Annotated in this window: 34 protein-coding genes; 31 read left to right on the forward strand and 3 right to left on the reverse strand. The window is 64.5% G+C overall.

Annotation, left to right across the window (positions count from 1 at the left end; genetic code table 11):
- Positions 1-136 precede the first annotated feature (136 nt).
- The 8 genes from N4G42_RS04915 to hisD all read left to right on the forward strand — a co-directional run bounded on the left by N4G42_RS04915 (position 137) and on the right by hisD (position 6,576).
- Positions 137-784 carry a phospholipid-binding protein MlaC gene (locus N4G42_RS04915; protein ID WP_056747251.1) on the forward strand — a complete coding sequence of 216 codons (648 nt, stop codon included), beginning with the start codon at positions 137-139 and terminating at the stop codon, positions 782-784.
- Positions 785-797: 13 nt separating this feature from the next.
- Positions 798-1,070, forward strand: coding sequence for an STAS domain-containing protein (locus N4G42_RS04920; RefSeq protein ID WP_056060221.1), 273 nt, complete (start codon positions 798-800; stop codon positions 1,068-1,070).
- Between the two features lie 133 nt (positions 1,071-1,203).
- Positions 1,204-2,142, forward strand: coding sequence for an ABC transporter ATP-binding protein (locus N4G42_RS04925; protein ID WP_015012675.1), 939 nt, complete (start codon positions 1,204-1,206; stop codon positions 2,140-2,142).
- On the forward strand, positions 2,139-2,894 hold the full coding sequence (locus N4G42_RS04930) for an ABC transporter permease (RefSeq protein ID WP_056060224.1): 756 nt from the start codon (positions 2,139-2,141) through the stop codon (positions 2,892-2,894). The genes N4G42_RS04925 and N4G42_RS04930 overlap by 4 nt, the downstream gene beginning before the upstream one ends.
- Positions 2,895-2,910: 16 nt before the next feature.
- Complete coding sequence (locus N4G42_RS04935) at positions 2,911-3,153, forward strand: BolA family protein (protein WP_010462096.1); 243 nt, start codon at positions 2,911-2,913, stop codon at positions 3,151-3,153.
- Between the two features lie 87 nt (positions 3,154-3,240).
- Entirely contained in the window at positions 3,241-4,515 is a 1,275-nt protein-coding gene (gene murA, locus N4G42_RS04940; protein WP_056060227.1) for a UDP-N-acetylglucosamine 1-carboxyvinyltransferase, read from the forward strand.
- Positions 4,512-5,171, forward strand: coding sequence for an ATP phosphoribosyltransferase (gene hisG / locus N4G42_RS04945; RefSeq protein WP_233584296.1), 660 nt, complete (start codon positions 4,512-4,514; stop codon positions 5,169-5,171). Before murA ends, hisG begins: the two co-directional genes overlap by 4 nt.
- 22 nt (positions 5,172-5,193) lie before the next feature.
- A complete protein-coding gene (gene hisD / locus N4G42_RS04950; RefSeq protein WP_056060229.1) occupies positions 5,194-6,576 on the forward strand; it encodes a histidinol dehydrogenase in 1,383 nt (460 codons plus the stop codon).
- Here hisD and N4G42_RS04955 read toward each other — a convergent pair.
- Positions 6,563-6,994, reverse strand: a complete 432-nt coding sequence (locus N4G42_RS04955; RefSeq protein WP_260666388.1) for a DUF2917 domain-containing protein — start codon at positions 6,992-6,994, stop codon at positions 6,563-6,565. The genes hisD and N4G42_RS04955 overlap by 14 nt on opposite strands.
- Before the next feature lie 151 nt (positions 6,995-7,145).
- Here N4G42_RS04955 and N4G42_RS04960 point away from each other — a divergent pair, with 151 nt between their 5' ends.
- The 16 genes from N4G42_RS04960 to tatC all read left to right on the forward strand — a co-directional run bounded on the left by N4G42_RS04960 (position 7,146) and on the right by tatC (position 18,091).
- Positions 7,146-8,600 (forward strand): PLP-dependent aminotransferase family protein, encoded by a 1,455-nt coding sequence (locus N4G42_RS04960; protein ID WP_260666389.1) that lies wholly within the window; start codon positions 7,146-7,148, stop codon positions 8,598-8,600.
- 60 nt (positions 8,601-8,660) lie between these two features.
- Positions 8,661-8,885: a CopG family transcriptional regulator gene (locus N4G42_RS04965; protein WP_069103652.1), complete on the forward strand. Its 225-nt coding sequence runs from the start codon at positions 8,661-8,663 to the stop codon at positions 8,883-8,885.
- A 14-nt stretch (positions 8,886-8,899) separates the two neighbouring features.
- Positions 8,900-9,352: a PIN domain-containing protein gene (locus N4G42_RS04970; protein ID WP_056060234.1), complete on the forward strand. Its 453-nt coding sequence runs from the start codon at positions 8,900-8,902 to the stop codon at positions 9,350-9,352.
- Positions 9,349-10,470, forward strand: a complete 1,122-nt coding sequence (gene hisC, locus N4G42_RS04975) for a histidinol-phosphate transaminase (RefSeq protein WP_260666391.1) — start codon at positions 9,349-9,351, stop codon at positions 10,468-10,470. The genes N4G42_RS04970 and hisC overlap by 4 nt, the downstream gene beginning before the upstream one ends.
- Positions 10,467-11,105 (forward strand): imidazoleglycerol-phosphate dehydratase HisB, encoded by a 639-nt coding sequence (gene hisB, locus N4G42_RS04980; protein WP_015012685.1) that lies wholly within the window; start codon positions 10,467-10,469, stop codon positions 11,103-11,105. The genes hisC and hisB overlap by 4 nt, the downstream gene beginning before the upstream one ends.
- A 51-nt stretch (positions 11,106-11,156) precedes the next feature.
- Positions 11,157-11,834 (forward strand): imidazole glycerol phosphate synthase subunit HisH, encoded by a 678-nt coding sequence (hisH, locus tag N4G42_RS04985; RefSeq protein ID WP_108497078.1) that lies wholly within the window; start codon positions 11,157-11,159, stop codon positions 11,832-11,834.
- A gap of 65 nt (positions 11,835-11,899) precedes the next feature.
- Entirely contained in the window at positions 11,900-12,640 is a 741-nt protein-coding gene (gene hisA, locus N4G42_RS04990) for a 1-(5-phosphoribosyl)-5-[(5-phosphoribosylamino)methylideneamino]imidazole-4-carboxamide isomerase (protein WP_260666392.1), read from the forward strand.
- 7 nt (positions 12,641-12,647) lie between these two features.
- Positions 12,648-13,448 (forward strand): imidazole glycerol phosphate synthase subunit HisF, encoded by an 801-nt coding sequence (gene hisF, locus N4G42_RS04995; protein ID WP_260666393.1) that lies wholly within the window; start codon positions 12,648-12,650, stop codon positions 13,446-13,448.
- Positions 13,449-13,580: 132 nt separating this feature from the next.
- Entirely contained in the window at positions 13,581-13,970 is a 390-nt protein-coding gene (hisI, locus tag N4G42_RS05000; RefSeq protein ID WP_008905178.1) for a phosphoribosyl-AMP cyclohydrolase, read from the forward strand.
- Between the two features lie 20 nt (positions 13,971-13,990).
- Positions 13,991-14,365, forward strand: a complete 375-nt coding sequence (locus N4G42_RS05005) for a phosphoribosyl-ATP diphosphatase (RefSeq protein WP_260666394.1) — start codon at positions 13,991-13,993, stop codon at positions 14,363-14,365.
- The gene (locus tag N4G42_RS05010) at positions 14,362-14,748 is read left to right on the forward strand and encodes a DUF4870 family protein (protein ID WP_056060250.1); all 387 of its coding nucleotides are present in this window, start codon (positions 14,362-14,364) and stop codon (positions 14,746-14,748) included. Before N4G42_RS05005 ends, N4G42_RS05010 begins: the two co-directional genes overlap by 4 nt.
- Positions 14,741-15,778 (forward strand): patatin-like phospholipase family protein, encoded by a 1,038-nt coding sequence (locus N4G42_RS05015; protein WP_116749031.1) that lies wholly within the window; start codon positions 14,741-14,743, stop codon positions 15,776-15,778. The genes N4G42_RS05010 and N4G42_RS05015 overlap by 8 nt, the downstream gene beginning before the upstream one ends.
- Positions 15,779-16,014: 236 nt before the next feature.
- Positions 16,015-16,371: a histidine triad nucleotide-binding protein gene (locus N4G42_RS05020; protein ID WP_108497079.1), complete on the forward strand. Its 357-nt coding sequence runs from the start codon at positions 16,015-16,017 to the stop codon at positions 16,369-16,371.
- Positions 16,372-16,477: 106 nt separating this feature from the next.
- Positions 16,478-16,720 carry a Sec-independent protein translocase subunit TatA gene (tatA, locus tag N4G42_RS05025; RefSeq protein WP_056060256.1) on the forward strand — a complete coding sequence of 81 codons (243 nt, stop codon included), beginning with the start codon at positions 16,478-16,480 and terminating at the stop codon, positions 16,718-16,720.
- 52 nt (positions 16,721-16,772) lie between these two features.
- On the forward strand, positions 16,773-17,237 hold the full coding sequence (tatB, locus tag N4G42_RS05030; protein ID WP_056060260.1) for a Sec-independent protein translocase protein TatB: 465 nt from the start codon (positions 16,773-16,775) through the stop codon (positions 17,235-17,237).
- 59 nt (positions 17,238-17,296) lie between these two features.
- On the forward strand, positions 17,297-18,091 hold the full coding sequence (tatC, locus tag N4G42_RS05035; RefSeq protein WP_056060263.1) for a twin-arginine translocase subunit TatC: 795 nt from the start codon (positions 17,297-17,299) through the stop codon (positions 18,089-18,091).
- Positions 18,092-18,446: 355 nt separating this feature from the next.
- On the opposite strand, the gene N4G42_RS05040 is transcribed toward tatC, so the two are convergent.
- The gene (locus tag N4G42_RS05040) at positions 18,447-19,595 is read right to left on the reverse strand and encodes a trypsin-like peptidase domain-containing protein (RefSeq protein ID WP_056060267.1); all 1,149 of its coding nucleotides are present in this window, start codon (positions 19,593-19,595) and stop codon (positions 18,447-18,449) included.
- A gap of 140 nt (positions 19,596-19,735) precedes the next feature.
- On the opposite strand from N4G42_RS05040, the gene N4G42_RS05045 reads away from it, so the two are divergent.
- Positions 19,736-20,509, forward strand: a complete 774-nt coding sequence (locus N4G42_RS05045) for a Nif3-like dinuclear metal center hexameric protein (protein ID WP_099731104.1) — start codon at positions 19,736-19,738, stop codon at positions 20,507-20,509.
- 124 nt (positions 20,510-20,633) lie between these two features.
- Positions 20,634-21,662, forward strand: coding sequence for a 4-hydroxythreonine-4-phosphate dehydrogenase PdxA (gene pdxA, locus N4G42_RS05050; protein ID WP_260666399.1), 1,029 nt, complete (start codon positions 20,634-20,636; stop codon positions 21,660-21,662).
- 184 nt (positions 21,663-21,846) lie between these two features.
- Here the strand turns inward: pdxA and mscL are convergent, their stop codons facing one another.
- Positions 21,847-22,275 (reverse strand): large conductance mechanosensitive channel protein MscL, encoded by a 429-nt coding sequence (gene mscL, locus N4G42_RS05055; protein ID WP_056060276.1) that lies wholly within the window; start codon positions 22,273-22,275, stop codon positions 21,847-21,849.
- A 145-nt stretch (positions 22,276-22,420) separates the two neighbouring features.
- Here mscL and petA point away from each other — a divergent pair, with 145 nt between their 5' ends.
- From petA to N4G42_RS05080, 5 genes are all read left to right on the forward strand, one after another.
- Positions 22,421-23,020 (forward strand): ubiquinol-cytochrome c reductase iron-sulfur subunit, encoded by a 600-nt coding sequence (gene petA / locus N4G42_RS05060; RefSeq protein WP_056060279.1) that lies wholly within the window; start codon positions 22,421-22,423, stop codon positions 23,018-23,020.
- 11 nt (positions 23,021-23,031) lie between these two features.
- Positions 23,032-24,447 (forward strand): cytochrome b, encoded by a 1,416-nt coding sequence (locus tag N4G42_RS05065; protein ID WP_015012702.1) that lies wholly within the window; start codon positions 23,032-23,034, stop codon positions 24,445-24,447.
- A 17-nt stretch (positions 24,448-24,464) separates the two neighbouring features.
- Positions 24,465-25,226 carry a cytochrome c1 gene (locus N4G42_RS05070; RefSeq protein WP_099731102.1) on the forward strand — a complete coding sequence of 254 codons (762 nt, stop codon included), beginning with the start codon at positions 24,465-24,467 and terminating at the stop codon, positions 25,224-25,226.
- A gap of 101 nt (positions 25,227-25,327) precedes the next feature.
- A complete protein-coding gene (locus N4G42_RS05075) occupies positions 25,328-25,939 on the forward strand; it encodes a glutathione S-transferase N-terminal domain-containing protein (RefSeq protein ID WP_005794209.1) in 612 nt (203 codons plus the stop codon).
- 52 nt (positions 25,940-25,991) lie between these two features.
- Positions 25,992-26,528, forward strand: a complete 537-nt coding sequence (locus N4G42_RS05080; RefSeq protein ID WP_260666405.1) for a ClpXP protease specificity-enhancing factor — start codon at positions 25,992-25,994, stop codon at positions 26,526-26,528.
- The last annotated feature ends 21 nt before the right edge of the window (positions 26,529-26,549 follow it).

Below are 26,549 nucleotides of genomic sequence, written 5' to 3' on the forward strand. Positions count from 1 at the left end.
ATGTTCCGATGCGCCGCCCTGGGCCTGGCCCTGTTGCACTTGCTTGCAATCCGCAACCGCTGCGACGCATGCCAGTGGGCCCGCACCTCCACAATGATTTGGCGGGCACAAGCCCGCACCGATGAAAGCCGAGAAGATGATGAACCGACGTTCCCTGGGCCGTGCCGCCCTTTGCATTGCAGCCAGTGCCGTGCTGAGCCTGCCGTTGTCTGCCCTCGCAGCCGACGAGGCGCCCGACGCGCTGATCAAGCGGCTGTCCGCCGATGTGCTCAACACGGTGAAGTCCGACAAGGCCATCCAGGCCGGGGATCTGAGCAAGGTGATCGCCCTGGTCGATAAAACGGTGATGCCCAACGTCAACTTCCGCCGCATGACGGCCGCAGCCGTGGGCCCCGGCTGGCGCCAGGCCACGCCCGAGCAGCAAAAACGCCTGCAGGACGAGTTCAAGATCCTGCTGGTGCGCACCTATGCCGGCGCGCTGGCCCAGGTCAATGACCAGAGCATCCAGGTCAAGCCCCTGCGCGCAGCCGCCGAAGACAAGGACGTGCTGGTGCGCACCGAAATCGTGGGACGGGGCGACCCCATCCAGCTCGACTACCGCCTCGAAAAGACTCCTGGTGATGGCGCAGGCTGGAAGATCTACAACCTGAATGTGCTGGGTGTCTGGCTGGTGGAAACCTACCGGGGCCAGTTCGCGCAGGAGATCAATGCCAAGGGCATCGACGGCCTGATCGAGACACTGGCCGCCCGCAACAAGACCAATGCGGGCACTGCCAAGGGCTGACAGCCCCCTCGCCATGCTGGTGCTGCCCCCCGAACTCACCCACCGCCAGGCTACTGCCTGCCTGCACATGCTCAAGCAGGGGTTGCGGGTGCACCGCGACAGCGCGGTGGTGGTGGATGCCCATGGGCTGACGGTGTTCGACACTTCGGCCTTGGCCGTGCTGCTCGAATGCCGGCGTGAAGCCCTGTCCGAAGGCAAGCAGTTTGCCGTGCAAAGCATGCCCGCTGGTCTGGCGGGCATGGCAGGGTTGTATGGGGTGGATGCGCTGCTGGTCGCCGCACCTTGATATGAAATAGCTTTCATGGTCCCGGGTGGCTCTGCCCCCAAGCCATGAAGCTGAGGGCCCACAGCGCCCGCCAGGGGCCATTGAAGCGGCCGCCCCGCCCGCCGAGGGCTGAGGCCTTAAAATCGAAGGCTTCATGCCCGCAGTCTCCTTCCAAGCCATCTCCAAGACCTTTGCCACGCCCAAAGGCCCTTTTCAGGCACTGAACCAGGTCAATCTGGACATTGAGGAGGGCGAGTTCTTCGGGCTCCTGGGCCCCAATGGTGCCGGCAAGACCACCCTGATCAGCATCCTCGCAGGCCTGGCGCGTGCCACCAGCGGCCGCGTGCTGGTGCAGGGCAGCGATGTGCAGGCCCAGTACGCCGATGCCCGCCGCAAGCTGGGCATCGTGCCGCAAGAGCTGGTGTTCGACCCCTTTTTCAACGTGCGCGAGGCGCTGCGCATCCAGTCGGGCTACTTCGGCGTGAAGAACAACGATGCCTGGATCGACGAGCTGCTCGAAAACCTGGGCCTGGCCGACAAGGCCAACGCCAACATGCGCCAGCTCTCGGGCGGCATGAAGCGCCGCGTACTGGTCGCACAGGCGCTGGTGCACAAGCCGCCCATCATCGTTCTGGATGAGCCCACGGCCGGTGTCGATGTGGAACTGCGCCAGACCCTGTGGCACTTCATCGCCCGCCTGAACAAGGAGGGGCACACCGTGCTGCTCACCACCCACTACCTCGAAGAAGCCGAGGCCCTGTGCGGCCGCATCGCCATGCTCAAGGCGGGGCAGGTGGTGGCGCTCAACCGCACCAGCGAGTTGCTCAAGGCCGCCTCGGGCAGCGTGCTGCAGTTCAAGACCGACACGGCCCTGCCGCCCGCACTGGCCGCCGTGGCGCGGGTCACCGGTCGCATCGTGCAATTACCCGCGCATGACGCGGCAGAGATCGAAAACCACCTGGCTGCGTTGCGCGTGGCCGGGGTCGAGGTGCAGGACATGGAGATTCGCCGACCCGATCTGGAGGATGTGTTCCTGCAGGTGATGTCCGGCACGTCGGCTTCCAACATCCCGCTGGAGGGCGTTGCGCTATGACCGGCTGGCAGACCCTGTTCTACAAAGAGGTGCTGCGCTTCTGGAAGGTCAGCTTCCAGACCGTCGCTGCTCCCGTGCTCACGGCCGTGCTGTACCTGTTGATCTTCGGCCATGTGCTCGAAGACCATGTGAAGGTCTACGACCGTATCAGCTACACGGCCTTCCTTGTGCCGGGCCTCGTGATGATGAGCGTGCTGCAGAACGCCTTTGCCAACAGCTCGTCCAGCATCATCCAGAGCAAGATCATGGGCAGCTTGGTGTTTGTGTTGCTCACGCCGCTGTCGCACTGGGCTTGGTTCTGCGCCTACGTGGGCTCGTCCATCGTGCGCGGGCTGGTGGTGGGCCTGGGTGTGTTCATCGTCACGCTGGCGTTTGCGCGGCCCGAATTTGCTGCGCCGCTGTGGATTCTGGCGTTCGCCCTGCTGGGTGCGGCGCTGCTGGCCACGCTGGGGTTGATTGCGGGGCTCTGGGCCGACAAGTTCGACCAGATGGCCGCGTTCCAGAACTTCATCATCGTGCCCATGACCTTCCTGTCGGGCGTGTTCTATTCGATCCAGTCGCTGCCGCCGTTCTGGCAGGCCGTGAGCCACCTCAACCCGTTTTTCTACATGATCGACGGCTTCCGCTACGGCTTCTTCGGCCAGAGCGACACCTCGCCCTGGCTCAGCCTGGGCATCGTAGGCATCGCCTGGCTGGCCGTGAGCGCCCTGGCCGTGCACCTGCTGCGCACGGGCTACAAAATCCGTAACTGATTCCGAGCGCCCCTCCATGACCGCTGACCAACTCAAAGACATCATCGCTGCCGGCCTGGCCTGCGAACACATCACGCTCGAAGGCGACGGCCGCCACTGGTATGCCACCATCGTCTCTGCCGAGTTCGAGGGCAAGCGCGCCATCCAGCGCCACCAGCGCGTGTACGCCACGCTGGGCGCGAAAATGCACACCGACGAGGTGCACGCGCTGTCGATGAAAACCTTCACCCCGGCCGAATGGGCCGCCCAGGCGCAGTAGCCTCGGAATACTCACTTTTTGATAGCTTCTGGCGCATATTCCACTAGCGCACGCGGCACTTTTGACCCCTATTTTTGGTGATTTGAGATGGACAAACTCTTGATTCGCGGCGGACGCAGCTTGCAAGGCGAGGTGCTGGTCTCCGGCGCCAAGAACGCCGCCTTGCCGGAGTTGTGTGCCGCCCTGCTCACGGCCGAGCCTGTGACCCTGCTCAACGTGCCCCAGCTTCAGGACGTGAGCACCATGCTCAAGCTCATCCGCAACATGGGCGTGGCGGCGGAGCGGGCCGATGACGGCACCGTGCATATCAACGCCAGCGCGCTGAGCACGCCCGAAGCCCCGTACGAACTGGTCAAGACCATGCGCGCCTCTGTGCTGGCGCTGGGCCCGCTGCTGGCCCGCTTTGGCGAGGCTACGGTGTCGCTGCCCGGCGGATGCGCCATCGGTTCGCGCCCGGTGGACCAGCACATCAAGGGCCTGGCCGCCATGGGCGCTGAGATCGTGGTCGAACACGGCTACATGATCGCCAAGCTGCCCGCCGGCTGGAAGCGCCTGAAGGGGGCGCGCATCACCACCGACATGGTCACGGTGACGGGCACCGAGAACTTCCTCATGGCCGCCGCGCTGGCCGAGGGCGAGACGGTGCTGGAAAACGCCGCGCAAGAGCCCGAGATTTCGGACCTGGCCGAGATGCTGATCGCCATGGGCGCGAAGATCGAAGGCCACGGCACCAGCCGCATCCGCATCCAGGGCGTGGACCAACTGCACGGCTGCACCCACCGCGTGGTGGCCGACCGCATCGAGGCCGGCACCTTCCTGTGCGCTGTGGCCGCCACGGGCGGTGATGTGGTGCTGCGCCATGGCCGCGCCGACCACCTCGACGCCGTGATCGAAAAGCTGCGCGAGGCCGGCGCTTCCGTGCAAGCGGTCGAGGGCGGCATCCGTGTGCAAAGCGCCGGCGGCGCCACGCTCAAGGCCCAGGGCTTTCGCACCACGGAGTACCCCGGTTTTCCCACCGACATGCAGGCCCAGTTCATGGCGCTGAACTGCATCGCCCAGGGCACGGCCACGGTGACCGAGACGATTTTTGAAAACCGTTTCATGCACGTCAACGAGCTGGTTCGCCTGGGCGCCAAAATCCAGGTGGATGGCAAGGTGGCTGTGATCGAGGGCGTGCCCCGCCTGTCCGGCGCCACCGTGATGGCCACCGACCTGCGTGCATCGGCCAGCCTCGTCATTGCCGGCCTGGTGGCCGACGGCGAAACCGTGGTGGACCGCATCTACCACCTGGACCGCGGCTACGACTGCATGGAAGCCAAACTGCGCGGCATTGGCGCCGACATCGAACGAGTAAAAGCATGAGCAGCAACATGATCACCCTGGCGCTTTCGAAGGGCCGCATCTTTGACGAAACCCTGCCGCTGCTGGCCGCTGCAGGCATCGAGGTGCTCGAAGACCCCGAAAAATCGCGCAAGCTCATCCTGCCCACCAACCAGCCCAATGTGCGGGTGGTGCTGGTGCGCGCCACCGACGTGCCCACCTATGTGGAATACGGCGGCGCCGACATCGGCGTGACTGGCAAGGACACCCTCATCGAGCACGGCGGTCAGGGCCTGTACCAGCCGCTGGACCTGCGCATTGCCAAGTGCCGCGTGAGCGTGGCCGTGCGCAATGACTTCGACTACGCCCAGGCCGTCAAGCAGGGCTCGCGCCTCAAGGTCGCCACCAAGTACACCGGCATTGCGCGCGACTTCTTTGCCAGCAAGGGCGTGCACGTGGACATGGTCAAGCTCTACGGCAGCATGGAATTGGCGCCGCTCACGGGCCTGGCCGATGCGATCGTGGACCTGGTCTCCACCGGCAACACCCTCAAGGCCAACAACCTCATCGAAGTGGAGCGCATCATGGACATCAGCTCCTACCTGGTCGTGAACCAGGCGGCGCTCAAGCTCAAGCAGGCGCCACTGCGCCGCATCATCGATGCGTTTGCCTCGGCCATACCGGCCGAAAAGAACTGACCTCCACCCAACGACTGACACTATGACTTTGGTAGCTGCTCCCGCCCGTCTGTCCACCGCTGCGGCCACTTTTGAGGCTGATTTCGCAGCCCGCCTGCATTGGTCTGCCGACACCGACGCGGCCATTGAGCAGCGCGTGGCTGACATCCTGGCCGACGTGCAAAAGCGCGGCGACGCGGCGGTGCTGGAGTACACCGCCCGCTTCGACGGCCTCAGCGCCCCCAACATGGCCGCGCTGGAGCTGACCCAGGCCGACTTCAAGGCCGCGTTCGACGCCATTCCACAGGCTCAGCGCGACGCCCTGCAGGCTGCAGCGAAGCGCGTGCGCAGCTACCACGAAGCGCAGAAGAAGGCCTCGGGCGAGAGCTGGAGCTACCGCGACGAAGACGGCACGCTGCTGGGCCAGAAGGTCACGCCGCTGGACCGTGTGGGCATCTACGTGCCCGGCGGCAAGGCCGCCTACCCGTCGAGCCTGCTGATGAACGCAATCCCGGCCCATGTGGCGGGCGTGCAGGAAATCATCATGGTTGTGCCCACGCCCGTGCGCGGCAGCGTGGCAACCGGTGGAACGGGCGAGGGCACCTCGACGAAGGGCGAGCGCAACGAGCTGGTGCTGGCAGCCGCTTACGTGGCCGGTGTGACCCGCGCCTTCACCATCGGCGGCGCCCAGGCCGTGGCCGCGCTGGCGTATGGAACTGAGACCGTGCCCAAGGTGGACAAGATCACCGGCCCCGGCAACGCCTATGTGGCCAGCGCCAAGAAGCGCGTGTTCGGCACCGTGGGCATCGACATGATCGCGGGCCCGAGCGAAATCCTGGTGCTGGCCGATGGCACCACGCCGCCCGATTGGGTGGCGATGGATCTCTTCAGCCAGGCCGAGCATGACGAGCTGGCGCAGAGCATCCTGCTGTGCCCTGACGCCGCCTACCTCGACGCCGTGCAGCGCGAGATCGACCGCCTGCTGCCTACCATGCCGCGCGCCGAGATCATCGCCAAGAGCCTCACCGGCCGCGGCGCGCTGATCCTCACCAAGGACATGGAAGAAGCCTGCGCGATCAGCAACCGCATCGCACCGGAACACCTGGAAGTGAGCAGCACCGACCCACACCGCTGGGAGCCGTTGCTGCGCCACGCGGGCGCGATCTTCCTGGGGGCCTACACCTCCGAAAGCCTGGGCGACTACTGCGCAGGCCCCAACCACGTGCTGCCCACCAGCGGCACGGCGCGCTTTTCGTCGCCGCTGGGCGTGTACGACTTCCAGAAACGCAGCAGCCTCATCGAGGTGAGCGAGGCCGGTGCCCAGGTGCTGGGTACCATTGCCGCCGAGCTGGCCTATGGCGAGGGCCTGCAGGCCCACGCACAAGCCGCAGAGATGCGGCTGACCACGCCCGTCAAGCCGCGCTGATGGCACCCCGGGGCAGGGCGCCCTGCGTGGGGGCTGCTGTCCTGGGCTGAGGGGGGGCGGCCGGCGCTGCGGTTGTAGAGGGCGCTGGCGGATACGCGGCGCCTTCCACTGCCCGGTGCTGCGCCCAGTTGAGCCGTGCTGGCCGGTGGCCTTCGGCGCTGACGCGCAGCCGCACCGGTCCGGCGAACGACAGGCGCTGTCCAGCCTCCAGAAAATAATCCTCCAGCAGACCATCACAGGTCACCCAGACGCGGCCCTGTTCGACTTCAAGCAGGGCGATCTCGCCCGCGCGGAAGTCCAGCACCTGGACGGCCTGCAGCGGCGGCAGGAGCTGGCGCTTCCATTGCAGGGTGAGGGGCACCGCAGGCTGGGTGGGCAGCGTGGGCGACGGTGGGGTGGGGGTGTGCAGCGTGTTCATACCTTCACTGTGCGGCCAGCTGCCGTGGGCCACCAGCCACAGGCGCGTACGATCTGGCCCAGTACAGAACAGCGAACCGGCCCATCTGTACTGTACGCACTGGGCAGTCTCTGTACTGTCTGCCGACCAAGGTGCCAGTACAGAATGCAGCATGGCCACCGATGACGCACCCCCGCTGTACCTTCAAATCGCCGAACAGCTCGCGCAGCTGATCCGCAACGGCACCCTGGCGCGCGGCGAAAAGCTGCCGTCGGTGCGTGAGCTGGCGCGCCAGCACGGCGTGGCGCAGACCACGGTGGTGCAGGCCTACCACTGGCTCGAAGATGCGCGCCTGATCGCCGCGCGCCCGCGCTCCGGCTTTTTTGTGGCGGCGCGGCCGGTGAGCTTGCCCGAGCCCAGCACGCCGCGCCCGATGCGCCGCCCCCGCGAGGTGTCGGTGGATTGGCTGGGCCAGCGCATCTTGGGGCGCAACCAGCCGGTGGACATCATTTCGTACAGCAGCGGGACGCCTGGCCCCGAGCTGTTCAACCCTGACCGCGTGCGCCGCGCCGTGGTCCGCGCCGCGCAGCGCCACCGCAACCTGCTTTGCACCTACCCCGGTTCGTCGGGCCATGAGGACGCGCGCCGCGCCCTGGCGCGCTATGCCGTCAGCCTGGGCTGCAGCCTGGACCCCGAGAACATCGTGATCACCGGAGGCTGCATGGACAGCATTGCGTTGTGCCTGCGCGCGGTGACGCAGCCGGGCGACGTGGTGGCGCTGGAGTCACCCACGCATTTTTCGTTTCTGGAGGTGCTGCAGGGCCTGCACCTCAAGGCGCTGGAGATTCCCACCCACCCGCGCAACGGTCTCTCGCTGGATGCGCTGCAACTGGCGTTGGACACCCAGCCCGTCAAGGCCGTGATGGTGGTGCCCACGCTCAGCAACCCGCTGGGCAGCTGCATGCCCCAGGCCGAGCGCAAGCGCCTGGTGCAGATGGCGGCGCGGTACGACATGGCGGTGATCGAGGACGCGATCTACAACGACCTGGTCGAGGTGGACGAGATGCGGCGCACCGTCAAGTCCTACGACACCACCGGCCATGTGATGCTGTGCGACTCGTTCTCCAAGACGCTGGCGCCGGGCCTGCGCCTGGGCTGGCTGGAGGCCGGCCGCTGGGCCGACAAGCTGCGCGCCATCAAGGACCTGCAGGCGGGCGGCCAGTCCGCCGTGCTGGAACTGGCCCTGGCCGATCTCATCACCCAAGCGGGCCACGCCGCCGCCATGCGCCAGCTGCGCGCGGCCGTGGCGGCGCGCATGGACGAGGTGCGCCACGTGATTGCCGCGCACTTCCCGCAGGGTACGCGCGTGAGTGACCCGCCCGGCGGCCTGCTGCTGTGGCTGGAGCTGCCGCGCGCGCTCGACTCGGTGCAACTGCACGAAGCCTGCCTGGCCCGGCAGATCTTGATCGCACCCGGCACGGTGTTCAGCGCCAGCGGACGGTTCCGCAACTGCCTGCGCATCGGCGTGGGGGGCGACTGGACGCCCGCCCACCTGGAGGCGCTGCGCACCGTGGGTGACATGGCGTGCCAGATGCTGCAAAGCGGGGCACCCCGCAAGGCGGCTTGAATGTTGTGTTTTAATCAACACGAAGTTCGTGGAGCACGAAGTTCGTGTAATATTTAATCCATGAAAAACATCACCGTGACCATGGACGACACCGTTGCCGAATGGGTGCGCGTGGAAGCCGCCAAGCGCGGCAGCAGCGTGTCCCGCCTGCTCGGTGAATGGCTGGCCGAAAAGATGCGCCAGGAAGACGCCTACGCCCAGGCCATGCGCGAGGCGCTGAGTTTTGAAAGCTGGGGTGCTTCGAGCGGGCCCTATGTGCCGCGCGAAACCCTGTTTTTGCGCTGAACGGGGCAGAACGCATGGCCACCGTCCCCATCTTTGTCGATACCGAAATCCTGCTCGCCAGCGTGGACGACCGCGATGCCGAGCGCCAGGCGCGGGCGCGCGAATGGATCAGCTTTTGCTGGCAGACGCGCAGCGGCCGCATCAGCTCGCAGGTGCTCAACGAGCTGTACAACCAGGCCATCCAGCGTTTTGACGGTCCCCACGTGCTGCAGCAGGTGCGCGCCCAGGTGCGCCGCCTGCGCGTGTGGCTGCCGCCGCACCTGGACTCCTACACCGTGGACGGCGCCTGGGACCTGCAGGACCGCTACCGCCTGGGCTACTGGGATGCGCTCATCCTCTCGTCCGCCCACCAGCAAGGCTGCCGCTACCTGCTGACCGAGGCACTGCCGCACGATCAGCCGATGGACGCCGTGCGCCCCATCAACCCTTTCCTTGTCACCCCCAACGAACTGGACACCACCGAATGACTACTCCCGCGTCGTCCCCCCTCCAGGCCCTGGCCCGCATCCGCCCTGACGTGCGCGCGATGCATTCCTATGTCGTGCAGCCGTCCACCGGCATGCTCAAGATGGACGCGATGGAGAACCCCTTCCGCTTGCCCGCACATTTGCAGGCCGCGCTGGGCCAGCGCCTGGGTTCGGTGGCACTCAACCGCTACCCCGGCGACCGCATTGCCGACCTGAAGGCGGCCCTGGCACAGTACGCGGGCATGCCCGAGGGCTACGGCATCGTGCTGGGCAACGGGTCGGACGAACTCATCACCCTGCTGGCCCTGGCTTGCGCCCAGCCGGGCACGGGCCAGCGCGCCACCATGCTGGCGCCCATGCCGGGCTTTGTGATGTACCCGCTGTCGGCGCAGCTGCAGGGCCTGGACTTTGTCGGCGTGCCGCTCACGCCCGACTTCGAGCTGGACGAGCCTGCCATGCTGGCCGCCATCGAACAGCACCGCCCGGCCATCACCTACATCGCCTACCCCAACAACCCCACGGCTACGCTGTGGGACGAGGGCGCGGTGCAGCGCATCATCGACGCTGCGGGCGCGCAGGGCGGCATCGTGGTCATGGATGAGGCCTACCAGCCCTTTGCCAGCCGCACCTGGATCGACCGCATGCGGGCCGAGCCTGCGCGCAATGCGCACGTGCTGCTCATGCGCACGCTCAGCAAGTTTGGCCTCGCGGGCGTACGCCTGGGCTACCTCATCGGACCCTCGGCGTTCGTGAGCGAGATCGACAAGGTGCGCCCGCCCTACAACGTGAGCGTGCTCAACTGCGAAGCCGCCCTGTTTGCGCTGGAACACGCCGAGGTTTTCGCCGCCCAGGCGGCGGAAATCCGTGCCGAACGCACCACGCTCATCGCCGCGCTGCGCCAGATGCCGGGGGTCGAAAAGTGCTGGGACAGCGAGGCCAACATGGTGCTGATCCGTGTGGCGGATTCCGCCAAGGCCTACGAGGGCATGAAAAACCGCAAGGTGCTCGTCAAGAACGTTTCTACAATGCACCCATTGCTGGCCAACTGCCTGCGCCTGACGGTAGGCAATGCCGAAGACAACGCGCAGATGCTGGCCGCACTCCAAGCCTCCCTATGACTTCCTCCGCACTCGTACCTTCCGCCCCATCGGCCGACCCGATGGCCGACCGCATTGCCGAGGTCAGCCGCAACACCGCCGAGACGCGCATCAGTGTGCGCATCAACCTCGACGGCACCGGCCAGGCCAAGCTGCACACCGGCATCGGCTTCTTCGACCACATGCTCGACCAGATCGCCCGCCACGGGCTGATCGACCTCGACATCGACTGCGAAGGCGACCTGCACATCGATGGCCACCACACGGTGGAAGATGTGGGCATCACCCTGGGCCAGGCCTTTGCACGCGCCGTGGGCGACAAGAAAGGCATCCGCCGCTACGGCCACGCCTACGTGCCGCTGGACGAAGCGCTGTCGCGCGTGGTGGTCGATTTTTCGGGCCGCCCCGGGCTGCACATGGACGTGAAGTTCACGGCCGGGAGCATCGGCCAGCTCGACACGCAACTGGTGTTCGAGTTCTTCCAGGGCTTTGTGAACCACGCGGGCGTGACGCTGCATATCGACAACCTCAAGGGCGTCAATGCACACCACCAGTGCGAGACCATCTTCAAGGCGTTCGGGCGCACGCTGCGTGCGGCGCTGGAGCGTGATCCGCGCTCGGCCGGTGTCATCCCCTCCACCAAGGGTTCTCTGTGAATTTTTCAGTCAAATCAGGCGCAAGCGCTTGATTTGTATGCGCTAGCAGCTATGAATATGGAAGCAAAAACAGTGGCGGTCGTGGACTACGGCATGGGCAATCTGCGCTCGGTGTCGCAGGCCGTGCAGGCCGCCGCCGAGGGCACGGGCTGGACCGTGGTCGTCACCCAGCGCCCCGAAGACGTGCGCGCCGCCCAGCGCATCGTGCTGCCAGGGCAGGGCGCCATGCCCGATTGCATGCGCGAGCTGCGCGAGTCGGGCCTGCAGGAATCGGTGCTCGAAGCCGCTGCCACCAAGCCGATGTTTGGCGTGTGCGTGGGCATGCAGATGCTGCTGGACCACAGCGCCGAAGGCAACACGCCCGGCCTGGGCCTGATCCCTGGCGATGTGCTCAAGTTTGACCTGGCAGGCCGCACCCAGCCCGATGGCAGCCGTTTCAAGGTGCCCCAGATGGGCTGGAACCAGGTGCGGCAGATGCCCCACGCCCACCACGGCGGCGGCGTGCACCCGGTGTGGGCTGGTGTGCCCGACAACAGTTACTTTTACTTCGTGCACAGTTTCTACGCTGTGCCGCAAAATCCTGCCCATTGCGCCGGGCAGGCCGACTACGGCGGTTTGTTTGCTGCCGCGGTTGCACGCGATAATATTTTTGCCACCCAGTTTCACCCGGAGAAGAGCGCGGAGCACGGCCTGGCCCTGTACCGCAATTTTCTGCACTGGAATCCCTGATCCCTTAACCCCCACCCGTTCGGGCCGAGCTGCGTCTCGCCCTTTTTCACCCGAACTTCACCACCATGCTGCTCATCCCCGCCATCGACCTCAAAGACGGCCACTGCGTACGCCTCAAGCAAGGCGATATGGACCAATCCACCACCTTTGGTGAAGACCCCGCCGCCATGGCGCGCAAATGGGTGGATGCCGGCGCACGCCGCCTGCACCTGGTGGACCTGAACGGTGCGTTTGCGGGCGTGCCCAAGAACTACAGCGCCATCAAGTCCATCCTGAAAGAGGTGGGTGACGACATCCCCGTGCAGCTGGGCGGCGGCATCCGCGACCTGGACACCATCGAGAAATACATCGACGGCGGCCTGCGCTACGTGATCATCGGCACGGCGGCCGTGAAGAACCCCGGCTTCCTCAAAGACGCCTGCAGCGCGTTCGGTGGCCACATCATCGTGGGGCTCGACGCCAAGGACGGCAAGGTGGCTACCGACGGCTGGAGCAAGCTCACCGGCCACGAGGTCGTGGACCTGGCCAAGAAGTTCGAGGACTGGGGCGTCGAATCCATCATCTACACCGACATCGGCCGCGACGGCATGCTGTCGGGCATCAACATCGACGCCACGGTGAAGCTGGCCCAGGCTTTGAGCATCCCTGTGATCGCCTCGGGCGGCCTGTCCAACATGACCGACATCGAGCAGCTGTGCGCCGTCGAAGACGAGGGCGTGGAGGGCGTGATCTGCGGCCGCGCCATCTACAGCGGCGACCTGGACTTTGCGGCGGCACAAGCACGTGCCGACGAACTGAACGGCTAAGGACCGCATGCTCGCCAAACGCATCATCCCTTGCCTGGACGTCACCGGAGGCCGTGTGGTCAAGGGCGTCAATTTCGTCGAGCTGCGCGACGCAGGCGACCCGGTCGAAATTGCCGCGCGCTACAACGCGCAGGGCGCTGACGAGCTCACCTTCCTCGATATCACCGCCACCAGCGATGGCCGTGACCTCATCCTGCACATCATCGAGGCCGTGGCCAGCCAGGTGTTCATTCCGCTCACCGTGGGTGGTGGCGTGCGCACTGTGGACGATGTGCGCCGCCTGCTCAATGCCGGCGCGGACAAGACCAGCTTCAACTCGGCCGCCATTGCCAACCCTGACGTCATCAACGCCGTGTCTGCCAAGTACGGTGCTCAGTGCATCGTGGTGGCCATCGACGCCAAGCGCCGCTCTGCCGAAGACGCCTTGCGCCTGGGTGCCAACGGCCAGCCCGTGGGTGCTGGCTGGGACGTGTACAGCCACGGTGGGCGCAAGAACACCGGCCTGGACGCCATTGCCTGGGCCACCGAGATGGCGCAGCGCGGTGCGGGCGAGATCCTGCTGACCAGCATGGACCGCGACGGCACCAAGGCGGGTTTTGACCTGGAGCTGACCCGTGCGGTGAGTGACGCTGTCAGCGTGCCCGTGATCGCCTCGGGCGGTGTGGGCAACCTTGACCACCTGGCCGACGGCATCCAGACCGGCGGCGCCGACGCGGTGCTGGCCGCCAGCATCTTCCACTACGGCGAATACACCGTGGGCCAGGCCAAGCAGCGCATGGCAGAGCGTGGCATCCCCGTGCGGATGTGATCAACATTCGCTCCTGATTTGATAGCTTCAAGCGCATGTAATACCTGCGCTTGTAGTCAAAATCACTTGAAAAGTGCAGGTGCGCGCTCTGGTTGGCACTGGCGCGCCACACGGATCACCGACAATGGCCCCATGAACTGGCTCAACGAAGTGAAATGGGATGCGCAGGGCCTGGTGCCCGTGATTGCGCAAGAGCAGGGCACGGGCGACGTGCTGATGTTTGCGTGGATGAACCGCGAAGCCCTGGCGAAAACCGCTGAACTGGGCCGTGCCGTGTACTTCAGCCGCTCGCGCAAAAAGCTGTGGTTCAAGGGCGAAGAGTCCGGCCACGTGCAGACGGTGCACGAGATCCGCCTGGACTGCGACAACGACGTGGTGCTGCTCAAGGTCACCCAGCAGGGCCACGAGCCCGGCATCGCCTGCCACACGGGCCGCCACAGCTGCTTTTTCAGCGTGCTCAAGGACGGTGCCTGGCACGCGGTCGATCCGGTCTTGAAAGACCCCGAATCCATCTACAAGTAATGGCAATGGACGACAAGAGCATGAGTTCCCACGATTCCCTGGCGCGCCTGGCCGCCGTCATCGAAAGCCGCAAGCCAGCCAACGGCGGCGACCCGGCCACCAGCTACGTGTCGCGCCTGCTGCACAAGGGGCCGGATTCCTTCCTGAAGAAGATCGGTGAAGAAGCCACCGAGGTGGTCATGGCCGCGAAGGATGTGGACCATGGCGCCGACAAGTCCAAGATCGTCTATGAAGTGGCCGACCTGTGGTTTCACACCATGGTGGCGCTGGCCCATTACGGGCTCACGCCTGCCGATGTGGTGGCCGAGCTGGAGCGCCGCGAAGGCACCAGCGGCATCGAGGAAAAGGCCCTGCGCAAGGTGGCGGAACGCGCTGCCGAAGAAGGCGCACCGTGAGCGACATCATCGATGTGCAGACCAACGACCAGAAGGCCGAGGACCTCAAGGCCATCGGCTGGGTCAGCTATGTGCTGCACCTGATCGTGGCGCTGGGGGCGGTCATCCCCGGCGCGCAGCCCGGCGCTGCGCTGCTGATCGTGGCGCTGGTGATCGACCTGGTGAAAAAAGGCGATGCCGAAGGCACTTGGCAGGCCAACCATTTCTCATGGCGCATCCGCACCGTGATCTGGGCTGGCGTGCTCTACATCGTCACGGCGCCGCTGTGGCTGCTGTTCTTCCTGCCCGGCTGGATCGCCTGGGGCCTGATCTCCATCTGGTTCCTGTACCGCATCGTGCGCGGCATGGTCGCCATGAACAAGAGCCAGGCCGTGGATGCATGAAGCAGCCCGTCCCCGCCCGCGTCTGAACCTGGCGCTGCAGGGCGGCGGCTCGCACGGCGCGCTCACCTGGGGCGTGCTGGATGCGCTGCTGGAGGACGGCCAGTGGCAGTTCGACGGTGTCAGTGGCACCAGTGCAGGCGCCATGAACGCAGTGGCCCTGGCGCATGGGTTTGCGCAGGCAGCGCAGCAGCACAAGGACCCCGAAGACGCCCACCTCGCAGGCTGCACCCTGGCCCGCGAATCGCTCACCCGCCTGTGGGAAGGGGTGGGCGCGCTGGGCAGCCTGACCTGGGGAACGCCGTTGTCTGCCGCCAATCCGCTGGTGGGCATGATGTCGCAGTGGTTCTCGCCCTACCAGACCAATCCGCTGGGGATCAACCCCCTGCGCAAGCTGCTGGAGCGTGAGGTGGATTTCAGCCTGCTGTGCTCCGCCCGCACCGGCGTCGTCGGCCCCAAGGTGTTTGTGTGTGCCACCAACGTGCGCACCGGCCGGGGCGAGATTTTTTTTGGGCCCCGGCTCAGCGCGGATGCGGTGATGGCGTCGGCCTGCCTGCCCATGCTGTTCAAGGCGGTCGAGATCGAGGGTGAGGCGTACTGGGACGGCGGCTATTCCGGCAACCCCGCGCTGCACCCGCTGATCTACCAGACCGATACCTCGGACATCCTGCTGGTGCAGATCAACCCCGTGGAGCATCTGGACGTGCCCAGCAGCGCCTCCGAGATCATGGAGCGCATGAACGAAGTCACCTTCAACGCCAGCCTGTTGGCCGAGCTGCGCGCCATCGAGTTCGTTCGCCGCCTGCTCGCCGAGGGCAAGCTCGACGCCCGCCGCTACAAAAGCGTGCGCATGCACCGCATCGATGGTGGCTCGGTGCTGGCGCCCTTCGGGGCCGACAGCAAGCTGCGTGCGGACCTGGCCTTTGTGCGCAAGCTGTTTGCGCTGGGCCGCACAGCGGGGCAGGAGTGGCTGCACGCGCACCGCAAGGACGTGGGCGTGCGCCCCAGCATCAAGATCGCTGACAATGCCTAGGGATGTCCTGCATAACTCCCTGCGGTCTGTGATAGCGCGGTCTCGGGCGGTCCGCTGCGTTGTTTTTTTGGCCAATAGCACAGCTATTGGCTGCAAAAAGACGCCTTGTGGCCCATCCCTATCCGCACTCCCACCGACTCGCGAGGGTTATGCATGACATCCCTCGCTCACGCGCGAGGCGCCCTCAGGGTTGATCCGCGCCTGTACCCCTGATTCCTTTTGCTCCGATCCCTCCCATGCACGATCCCAACTGCCTTTTCTGCAAAATCATCGCGGGCCAGATCCCTTCCAAGAAGGTTTATGAGGACGAAGAAATTTTCGCCTTCCACGACATCCACCCGTGGGCGCCAGTGCATTTCTTGATGGTGCCCAAGCTGCATATCCCTTCCATGGCACAGGTCACCCCGGAGCATGCCGGGGTGTTGGGGCGCATGATGGCGCTGGCGCCAAAGCTGGCACTGGAGCAGGGCTGCAACCCGTACCCGGATGGTGGCTTTCGCGTCGTGGTAAACACGGGGCTTGAAGGTGGGCAGGAAATTCACCACCTGCATATCCATGTCATGGGCGGCGCCCGTCCGTGGCTCAAAGGCTGAACCAGGCTGACGATCGTGCCATGTTGAGAGGTGTCGGCTTGCCCCGGCACTGAACTCCTGTCACGCCCCCCGTCTAAAATGATTGCAATTCGTTAGGAGATATTTCATGGGCTCTTTTTCCATCTGGCACTGGCTGATCGTGCTGTTGATCGTTGTGATGGTGTTCGGTACCAAGAAGCTCAAGAACATGGGCTCTGACCTGGGCGGCGCCGTCAAGGGCTTCAAGGACGGCATGAAGGATGGCTCGTCTGACGCACCTGCTGCTGCCACGCCCCCCGCTGGCCAGGTGGCCAACAGCCAGGCCGCCGACAAGACCACCATCGATGTCGAAGCCAAGCAAAAGAGCTGAGCTGGTGCTGCTGACCCGCTGCCTTGGCCTGCATTGCGCTGGCGCCTGATCCATGATTGATATTGGCCTGTCCAAAATGGCGCTGATTGGCGCCGTGGCGTTGATCGTCATCGGCCCCGAGAAGCTGCCCCGTGTGGCCCGTACCGTTGGCACCTTGCTCGGCAAGGCGCAGCGTTACGTGTCCGATGTGAAAGCGGAGGTCAACCGGTCCATGGAGCTCGATGAGCTCAAGAAGATGAAGGACACGGTGGAGAACGCCGCGCGCGACGTGCACAACACCATCCAGACCAGCGCCAGCGAGTTCGAGAAAGACTGGACCGATGCCATCGATTCCAGCAACAACGCCGACCTGCGGGAGCAGGCGGCCGTGGTGCCTGCCTACAAGCACCCCGGCAAGAACTGGCGCCTCAAGCGTGGTGCGGTGCCCCAGTGGTACAAGGCCCGCAGTGGTGTGCGCACCAAGGCACAGTCTGGCGCAGCCCGCGTAGCACGTTACCGCCCCCAAAAATTCCACTGACGCAGCCTGCGGCGCCCCGTGCGCTGCATGGGCGGCCCTGACGCCCACGAAAACCCACCATGTCCGAAACCCCCACCAAAGAAGACGAACTGGCCGGCACTGAGCAGCCGTTCGTACAGCACCTCATGGAGCTGCGCGACCGGCTGGTCAAGGCCATGATCGCCATCGCCATTGCGGCAGCGATCCTGTTCTTCTTCCCGGGTCCCGGCGCGTTGTATGACTTTCTGGCCGCCCCTCTGGTAGCTCACCTGCCCAAGGGGGCCACGCTGATCGCCACTTCGGTGATTTCGCCGTTCATGGTGCCGCTCAAGATCTTGCTGATGTCGGCGTTCCTGCTCGCGCTGCCTTTTGTGCTGTGGCAGATCTGGGCTTTTGTGGCGCCCGGCCTGTATTCGCACGAGAAAAAGCTGGTGCTGCCGCTGGTGGTGTCCAGCACGCTGTTGTTCTTCATCGGGGTGGCGTTTTGCTACTACCTGGTGTTTGGCCAGGTGTTCGCGTTCATTCAGAGCTTTGCCCCCAAGAGCATCACGGCCGCCCCCGACATCGAGGCCTACCTGAGTTTTGTGCTGTCCATGTTCCTGGCGTTCGGCATGGCGTTTGAAGTGCCGATTGCCGTGGTGGTGCTGGCCCGCATGGGCATCGTGAGCGTGCAAAAGCTGCGCGAGTTTCGCGGCTACTTCATCGTGCTGGCCTTTGTGGTGGCCGCCGTCGTGACACCTCCCGATGTGGTGTCGCAGCTGTCGCTGGCCGTGCCCATGTGCCTGCTGTACGAGGTGGGCATCTGGGCCGCTCAGATCTTCATCAAGCACACCCAGGCGCCCGAAGAGCCCGGGGAATCCGCTTCCGCATCCTGACCTGCCAGCCCCGCAGGCTGGCGGGGTTGCCTGGGGGGTGATGCGCAGATCGCGTCCGTGAGACTCTGCCTGGGCGACGAGAGAGAAAAAACAATAAAAATAGCTGCAAGCGCTAGTGAGATATGCGCTGGCAGCTATGTTTTTTATAGTGCTGTGAGGGCTGCAGCCCTTCAGCGGAAGGGACACTCCTCACCCGCATCTGGCCCCTTCCGGTTGGCCTGTTCTTCACCCCGGCTTGGCCCTGCAGAGGGGCTCCAAAGCCGACGACCTTCGCCTGCTTCGCCCTCGATCGGCAATGGTGACGGCTTGTACCCGCCCGGCGATGACCGGGCAGGGCCGGGCTCGCTGAAGGTGCTCAGCGCCTCACATTGCGCTGTGGCCGGGGGCGCACGCCTGGGTTGATGCTCAGCTCCACGCGCTTATCGGCCCGTTGCACATCAAACGCCGCAGCCTGGCCCGGCTTGAGTGCCGCCACGGCCGTCAGCAGCTGCGACACATTGCCCACGCTCTTGCCGTCCACGCTCACGATCACATCCCCCGGGCGCATGCCAGCCTGGGCGGCGGGGCCGTCCTGCAGCACGCCGGTGATGATCACGCCCTCGGTGGCCTTTTTGACGCCAAAGGTTTCTGCCAGTTCGGGCGACAGCTCGTTGGGCTCCACGCCAATCCAGCCGCGTGTGACCTGGCCGTCCTTCACGATGCCATCGAGCACCATGCGGGCTGTGGACACCGGAATGGCAAACCCGATGCCCATGCTGCCGCCCGAGCGCGAGTAGATCGCGGTGTTGATGCCCATGAGGTTGCCGTTCACATCGACCAGCGCACCGCCCGAATTGCCGGGGTTGATGGCCGCGTCGGTCTGGATGAAGTTTTCAAACGTGTTGATGCCCAGCTGGCTGCGGCCCAGCGCGCTCACGATGCCGCTGGTCACGGTCTGCCCCACGCCGAAGGGGTTGCCGATGGCCAGCACCTGGTCGCCCACATCCAGGGCGTCGGAGTTGCCCAGCACGATCACGGGCAGCTTGTCCAGTTCGATCTTGAGGATGGCCAGGTCGGTGTCGGGGTCGGTGCCGATCACGCGCGCACGGGCGCGGCGGCTGTCGGTGAGGGTCACCTCGATCTCGTCAGCACCTTCCACCACATGGTTGTTGGTGAGGATGTAGCCCTCGGGGCTCACGATCACGCCGCTGCCCAGGCCGGCCTGCGCCTGGCTGCCTTGGTCACCAAAGAAAAACTGGAACCAGGGGTCGTTGCTGCGCGGGTGGCGCACTTCCTTGCTGGTGTTGATGCTGACCACGGCCGGTGCCGCCTTGCGCGCCGCACCGCTGAAGCTGCCCGCCGCGGGCTGCGAAGGCGGCGTGGCAGGGGCCTCCAGCAGTGCAATACCCGCCCCGGAGCGCGTGGTGCCCCGGCCCAGCCAGTCAGGCTGGAGCGTGGCGACAACAAAGTAGGCCGCAACGAGGACCGTCACGGACTGGGAAAACAACAGCCAGAGTCGCTTCATGAAAGGTGCTTGCCGGTGGTAGTACAGGGTGTGGGCGACGGAGGTGGACGCTGCAGGTTCGCCGTGGCGGCCTGGGCGCTCCCTCTCACACAGGATTGTCTCCGAATGTGGGGGCGCGAACGGCGCGCCACAATAGCGGCATGAGCATTCACCGCAGTCAACTTTTGCAGGCGTTTGACAGCCTGCTGCAACCCGAGCGCTTCAAGGACTACGGCCCCAACGGCCTGCAGGTCGAGGGCAAGGCCGAGATCCGGCGAGTGGTCAGTGGCGTCACTGCCAGCCGTGCACTGATCGAAGCCGCCATTGCCGCGCAGGCCGATGCTATTTTTGTGCACCACGGCCTGTTCTGGCGCGGGCAGGATGGCCGCATCACGGGCTGGATGAAGCAGCGGCTGCAGCTGCTGCTGGCGCACGACATCAACCTGTTTGCGTACCACCTGCCGCTCGATGCCCATGCCGAACTGGGCAACAACGCACAGCTGGGCCGGGTGCTGGGTTTTGCCGCCGATGCGCGGTTTGGCGAGCAGGACCTGGGCTTTGCAGCGCCAGCGGCGTTCGACAATGTCCAAGCCGTGGCCGACCATGTAGCCCAGGCGCTCGGACGCCCTGTGACCCTGGCGTCTCCGGGCGAGTGGGGCGGTAGTGCCGCTGCGCCGCGCCCTGTGCGCCGCGTGGCTTGGTGCACGGGCGGCGCGCAAGGGTATTTCGAGTCGGCCATCGCTGCAGGGGCGGATGTTTTCATCACCGGCGAAATCTCCGAGCCCCAGGCGCACCTGGCGCGCGAGACGGGGGTGGGCTTTATTGCCGCCGGGCATCATGCCACGGAGCGCTATGGCGCCCCCGCCGTGGCGGCGCATGTGGCAGCCCAGTGCGGGCTGAGCCACCAGTTCATCGAGATCGACAACCCCGCCTAGCCCATGGCAAGACACCGCACGGCAAGCAATCACATCGTGCGGATGTCCGGTCCATTTTGCTCATTTATTCATAGCTGATAGCGCATGAACAACTAGCGCTACAAGCACTTTTGGCTCCAAACCCATGCAACCCATCGCCATCACCCAGGGAGATCCCGCCGGCATCGGCCCCGAGATCGTGGCCAAGGCCTTTCGTGATGCGCCCGATGCGCTGCGCCACTGCTTTGTCGTCGGTGACCTGGCCACTGTGCGACGCGCTGCGGACGCCATCACGCGCCCCGGTGTGCCCGGTGTGCCTGTGGCGCAGATCGGGTCACCGGGCGAAGCAGCGGATGCTCCGCCCCGCTGCATCCCCGTGCTCCAACTGCCCGGGATCCCGGGGCCCCAGCCTTGGGGCGAGATCAGCGCCGCCGCCGGCCGTGCCGCGGCGAACAGCGTGGTCTGGGCGGCGCGTGCCGCATTGCGTGGGGAGGTGGCAGCGCTGGTGACAGCCCCTTTGCACAAGGAGGCCTTGTCGGCTGCAGGGGTGGACTTCCCGGGGCATACGGAGCTCTTGCAGGCAGAGGCTGCTGCGCACCAGGGGGTGCCGCTGGCGCGGATGCCCGTGCGCATGATGCTGGCCAATGACGAGCTGCGCACCGTGCTCGTCAGCATCCATGTGTCGCTGCGCGACGCGATTGCGGCGGTGACGCAGGACAACGTGATGCAGACGCTGCAAATCACCCACACCGCCTTGCAGCGCAGCCTGGGCCGTGTGCCCCGCGTGGGTGTGGCAGGGTTGAACCCCCATGCGGGCGAGGGCGGATTGTTCGGCCGCGAGGAGCTGGAGGTGATCGCCCCCGCCATCGCGGCCGCGCGCGCGCAGGGGCTCGATGTGCACGGCCCGTTTGCGCCTGACACGGTGTTCATGCGCGCGCGCAGCACCCCGCAGCGCGCGGGCGAGTTCGACGTGGTTATCGCCATGTACCACGACCAGGGCCTGATCCCTGTGAAATACCTGGGGGTGGAAAAGGGCGTGAACGTGACCCTGGGCCTGCCCCTGGTGCGAACCAGCCCCGACCATGGCACGGCGTTTGATATTGCAGGGCAGGGCGTTGCAGATGCCTCCAGTCTGATCGAGGCGGTGCGCATGGCGCGGGCGCTGTGTGGATGACGTCAGCCGCTGAAGCCTTGGGGCCCAGCGCTGATCGATATCAAACGAACCACTGAAAAATTGCGCCAGCCCGGACGCGGGCGTGCGGGCGGCGCGACCCCCAAAAGCCAACGCCACCGGTGGCTGGTGGAGGCAGCGCAGCGGTGGCGTTTTGTGCGGCCACTAAGGCCGCTGGCCCAAGGGTTTACTTCTTCAGGCTGTCGCGAATTTCGCGCAGCAACACAATGTCTTCGGGAGGGGCCACCGGCGCGGCGGGGGCGGCAGGGGCTTCGCGCTTGAGGCGGTTGATCTGCTTGATCATCATGAAGATGATGAAAGCCAGGATCACAAAGTTGACCGCCACGGTCAGGAAGTTGCCATAGGCAAACACTGGTACACCGGCTTTTTTGAGCGCGTCGAGTGTGGTGCCCGTGCCTGGAGGCACGTTGCCCAGCACGATGAACAGGTTGGAGAAATCGAGCTTGCCGAAGATGAGTCCCACGACCGGCATGATCAGGTCCGCTACCACCGAATCCACGATCTTGCCGAAGGCGCCGCCAATGATGACGCCCACCGCGAGGTCAATCACATTGCCCTTGACCGCGAACTCCCTGAACTCTTGCATCATCCCCATGTTGTTGCTCCTTGTAAAACGGTGATGGGGGAGTATTGCCCGGTTCGCACCCCTGTCAAGCCAGCAAACCACTTGGAAATAACCATTTTCACTCCGCTACAATTCGCGGTTGACCCCAATCTAGCGATGTTCATCGAGGATCCCCATGAGTGACACTCCAATCGACTCCAGCAAGCGGACGTGGATCATCACGTCAGCATGTGCTGGTGCGGTGGGCGGCGTGGCAACCGCCGTTCCTTTCGTGAGTACTTTCCAGCCCTCAGAGCGTGCCAAAGCCGCTGGTGCTGCTGTCGAGGTGGATATCTCCGCCCTCAAACCTGGAGAAAAGGTCACTGTGGAGTGGCGCGGCAAGCCCGTCTGGATCATCAAGCGCACGCCGGAGCAACTGGCAGAGCTGCCCAAGCTCGACGGCCAGCTCGCCGATCCCAAGTCGGAGCGCAAGCCCTCTGAACTCACGCCTGAGTACGCCCGCAACGAGGCGCGCTCGATCAAGCCGGAAATTTTTGTGGGTGTGGGCATTTGCTCGCACTTGGGTTGCTCGCCGTCGGACAAGTTCCAGACCGGTGCACAACCTTCACTGCCCGACGACTGGAAGGGCGGCTTCCTGTGCCCCTGCCACGGCTCCACGTTCGACATGGCGGGCCGCGTTTTCAAGAACAAGCCAGCCCCCGACAACCTCGAGGTGCCTCCGCACATGTACCTGTCCGATACGCGCCTGCTGATCGGTGAAGACAAGAAGGCTTGACGGAGAACGACATGGCCCACGAATTCAAAGAAATCTCGCCGAACGCCTCCGCAGGCGCCAAGGTCACCAACTGGTTCGAGAACCGGTTCCCGACGGCCTTTGACGCTTACAAGGTGCACATGTCGGAGTACTACGCTCCGAAGAACTTCAACTTCTGGTACATCTTCGGCTCGCTGGCGCTTGTCGTGCTGGTGATCCAGATCGTGACCGGCATCTTCCTGGTCATGCACTACAAGCCGGACGCCAACCTCGCGTTCGCGTCGGTCGAGTACATCATGCGCGATGTGCCCTGGGGCTGGCTGATCCGCTACATGCACTCCACGGGCGCTTCGGCGTTCTTTGTGGTGGTGTACCTGCACATGTTCCGTGGCCTCATCTACGGCAGCTACCGCAAGCCGCGCGAGCTGGTCTGGATCTTCGGTTGCGCGATCTTCCTGTGCCTGATGGCCGAAGCCTTCATGGGTTACCTGCTGCCCTGGGGACAGATGTCCTACTGGGGCGCCCAGGTGATCGTGAACCTGTTCGCTGCCATCCCCTTCATTGGTCCTGATCTGGCTCTGCTGATCCGTGGCGACTATGTGGTGGGCGATGCGACGCTGAATCGCTTCTTCAGCTTCCACGTGATTGCCGTGCCCCTGGTGCTGCTGGGCCTTGTGGTGGCGCACTTGCTGGCGCTGCACGACGTGGGCTCCAACAACCCAGATGGTGTGGAAATCAAGGGCCCCAAGGCTCCCAAGGATGCCAACGGCAAGCCGCTCGATGGCGTGCCCTTCCACCCCTACTACACGGTGCATGACATCTTCGCGCTGAGCATGTTCCTGATGGCATTCACGGCCGTGGTGTTCTTTGCTCCTGAGTTCGGTGGTTACTTCCTCGAATACAACAACTTCATCCCTGCGGATCCGCTCAAAACCCCTGCACACATTGCTCCGGTCTGGTACTTCACGCCGTTCTATTCGATGCTGCGTGCCATCACCACCGAGATGATGTACGTGCTCGTGCTGTGCGTGGTCGCTGGCGCCGGTTTTGGCGTGCTCAAGGCCAAGCTGCCCAGCTTCGTGAAGGCGGGTATCGCCGGTGCGGCCGTGGTGGTCATCGCCATGATGCTGTCCATCGATGCCAAGTTCTGGGGCGTGGTGGTGATGGGTGGCGCTGTGATCATCCTGTTCTTCCTGCCCTGGCTGGATCACAGCCCTGTCAAGTCGATCCGCTACCGTCCTGACTGGCACAAGTATTTGTACGGCGTGTTCGTGATCATCTTCCTGATCCTGGGCTACCTGGGTGTGCAGCCACCATCGCCGATCGGCGAGCGGGTGTCGCAAGTCGGAACGCTGTTCTACTTCGGCTTCTTCCTGCTGATGCCCTGGTGGAGCCGCATCGGTGAAACCAAGCCCGTGCCTGACCGCGTGACCTTTGTGGCGCACTGAGCCTGGAGATAACAACAATGAAGAAAATCATCCTCACGTTGATCGCCGCTGTGGGTCTGGTCGCCGGTGCTGCCCATGCGGCGGGTGGCGACACCATTGCCTGGGACAAGGCGCCCAACAAGACCAACGACCTGGCCTCGCTGCAAAATGGTGCCAAGGTGTTCGTGAACTACTGCCTGAGCTGCCACTCGGCAGCTTACATGCGGTTCAATCGCCTGCGCGACATCGGCCTGACCGAGCAGCAGATCAAGGACAACCTGCTGTTCACCACCGACAAGGTGGGTGAAACCATGAAGGCGTCGATCGATCCCAAGCAGGCCAAGGAATGGTTTGGTGCCAACCCGCCTGACCTCACCGTGATCGCACGTTCGCGTGCAGGCCACGGCGGCACGGGGGCTGACTATCTGTACACCTTCCTGCGCACCTTCTATCGTGACGACACCAAGGCCACCGGCTGGAACAACCTGGCTTTCCCCAGCGTCGGTATGCCCCATGTTCTGTGGCAGTTGCAGGGCGAACGTCGTCCCGTGTTTGAAGAACACGAGAGCCACGGCCACAAGACCCATGTGTTCAAGGGCTGGGAGCAGATCACGCCTGGCACGATGACGCCTTTGCAATTCGATCAGAATATTGGTGATCTGGTGAACTATCTGCAGTGGATGGGCGAGCCCGCGCAGAACACCCGTTGGCGCGTGGGCGTCTGGGTGCTGATGTTCCTGGGCGTGTTCACGATCATTGCTTGGCGCTTGAACGCTGCGTTCTGGAAGGACGTCAAGTAAACGCCAGATCCATCGCTAGCACCCTGCGGGGTGCCGTCGGATTTATTACAGAGTGGGCGCTTTTGGCGTCCCACTCTTTTGATTTTTAGGAGCCTCCCACCATGATGGTGCTTTACTCGGGTACGACCTGTCCCTTCTCCCACCGCTGCCGTTTTGTCCTGTTTGAAAAAGGCATGGACTTTGAAATCCGCGATGTGGACCTGTACAACAAGCCCGAAGACATCAGCGTGATGAACCCGTACGGCCAGGTGCCGATCCTGGTCGAGCGCGACCTGATCCTGTACGAGTCGAACATCATCAATGAGTACATCGATGAGCGTTTTCCTCACCCGCAACTGATGCCTGGTGACCCGGTGGACCGCGCCCGCGTGCGCCTGTTCCTGCTCAACTTCGAGAAGGAATTGTTCGTGCATGTGAACACGCTCGAATCGCGTGCGACCAAGGGCAATGAGAAAGCGTTGGAAAAGGCGCGCGCCCACATCCGTGACCGCCTGACGCAGCTGGCCCCGGTGTTCCTCAAGAACAAGTACATGCTGGGCGACAACTTCTCGATGCTGGACGTGGCCATCGCGCCGCTGCTGTGGCGCCTCGACTACTACGGCATTGATCTGTCCAAGAATGCGGCCCCGCTGCTCAAGTACGCTGAGCGCATCTTCTCGCGCCCGGCTTACATTGAAGCGCTGACGCCGTCCGAAAAGGTCATGCGCAAGTAAGCAGCGGCCTGCAGACTTCCCTCCCTCCATAGCAGCTGTAGTACCGCCATCCATGACCGCACCGGAATCGACCTCCACGCGCCCCTATCTCATTCGCGCCCTGTACGAATGGTGTACCGACAACGGGCTCACGCCTTACGTGGCGGTGCGTGTGGACGACTCCGTGCAGGTGCCGCGCGAGTATGTGAAGGATGGCGAGATCGTTCTGAACATCAGTTTTGATGCGACCAGCGCGCTGCAACTGGGCAATGAATTCATTGAATTCAAGGCGCGTTTTGGTGGCAAGCCCCGCGAAATCCTGGTGCCAGTCGGCCGTGTGATCGCCATCTATGCCCGTGAGAACGGTCAAGGTATGGCGTTCCCGCCACCGGTGGATCTGTTGACTTCTGCAGAGGGGGCTCCCTCTGCACTGTCTGCAGCTTCCCCCACGCCGATGCAAGCGGAAGAGGCGACGGCTGCCGTGCCTGCCGAAGACCGTGTCGTGCAGCTGGTGGGTGTGGAAGATGGCCACAAGGATGATGGGGGCGACGCTCCTCGGCCGCCGCCTGCTCAAGGTGGAGCACGCCCCTCGCTGAAGCGCATCAAATAGCTGCTGTTTCAAATTTCGGGC

Origin of the sequence: Acidovorax sp. K2F, assembly GCF_025246485.1 — a bacterium.
GTDB classification, from domain to species: Bacteria; Pseudomonadota; Gammaproteobacteria; order Burkholderiales; family Burkholderiaceae_C; genus Acidovorax; species Acidovorax delafieldii.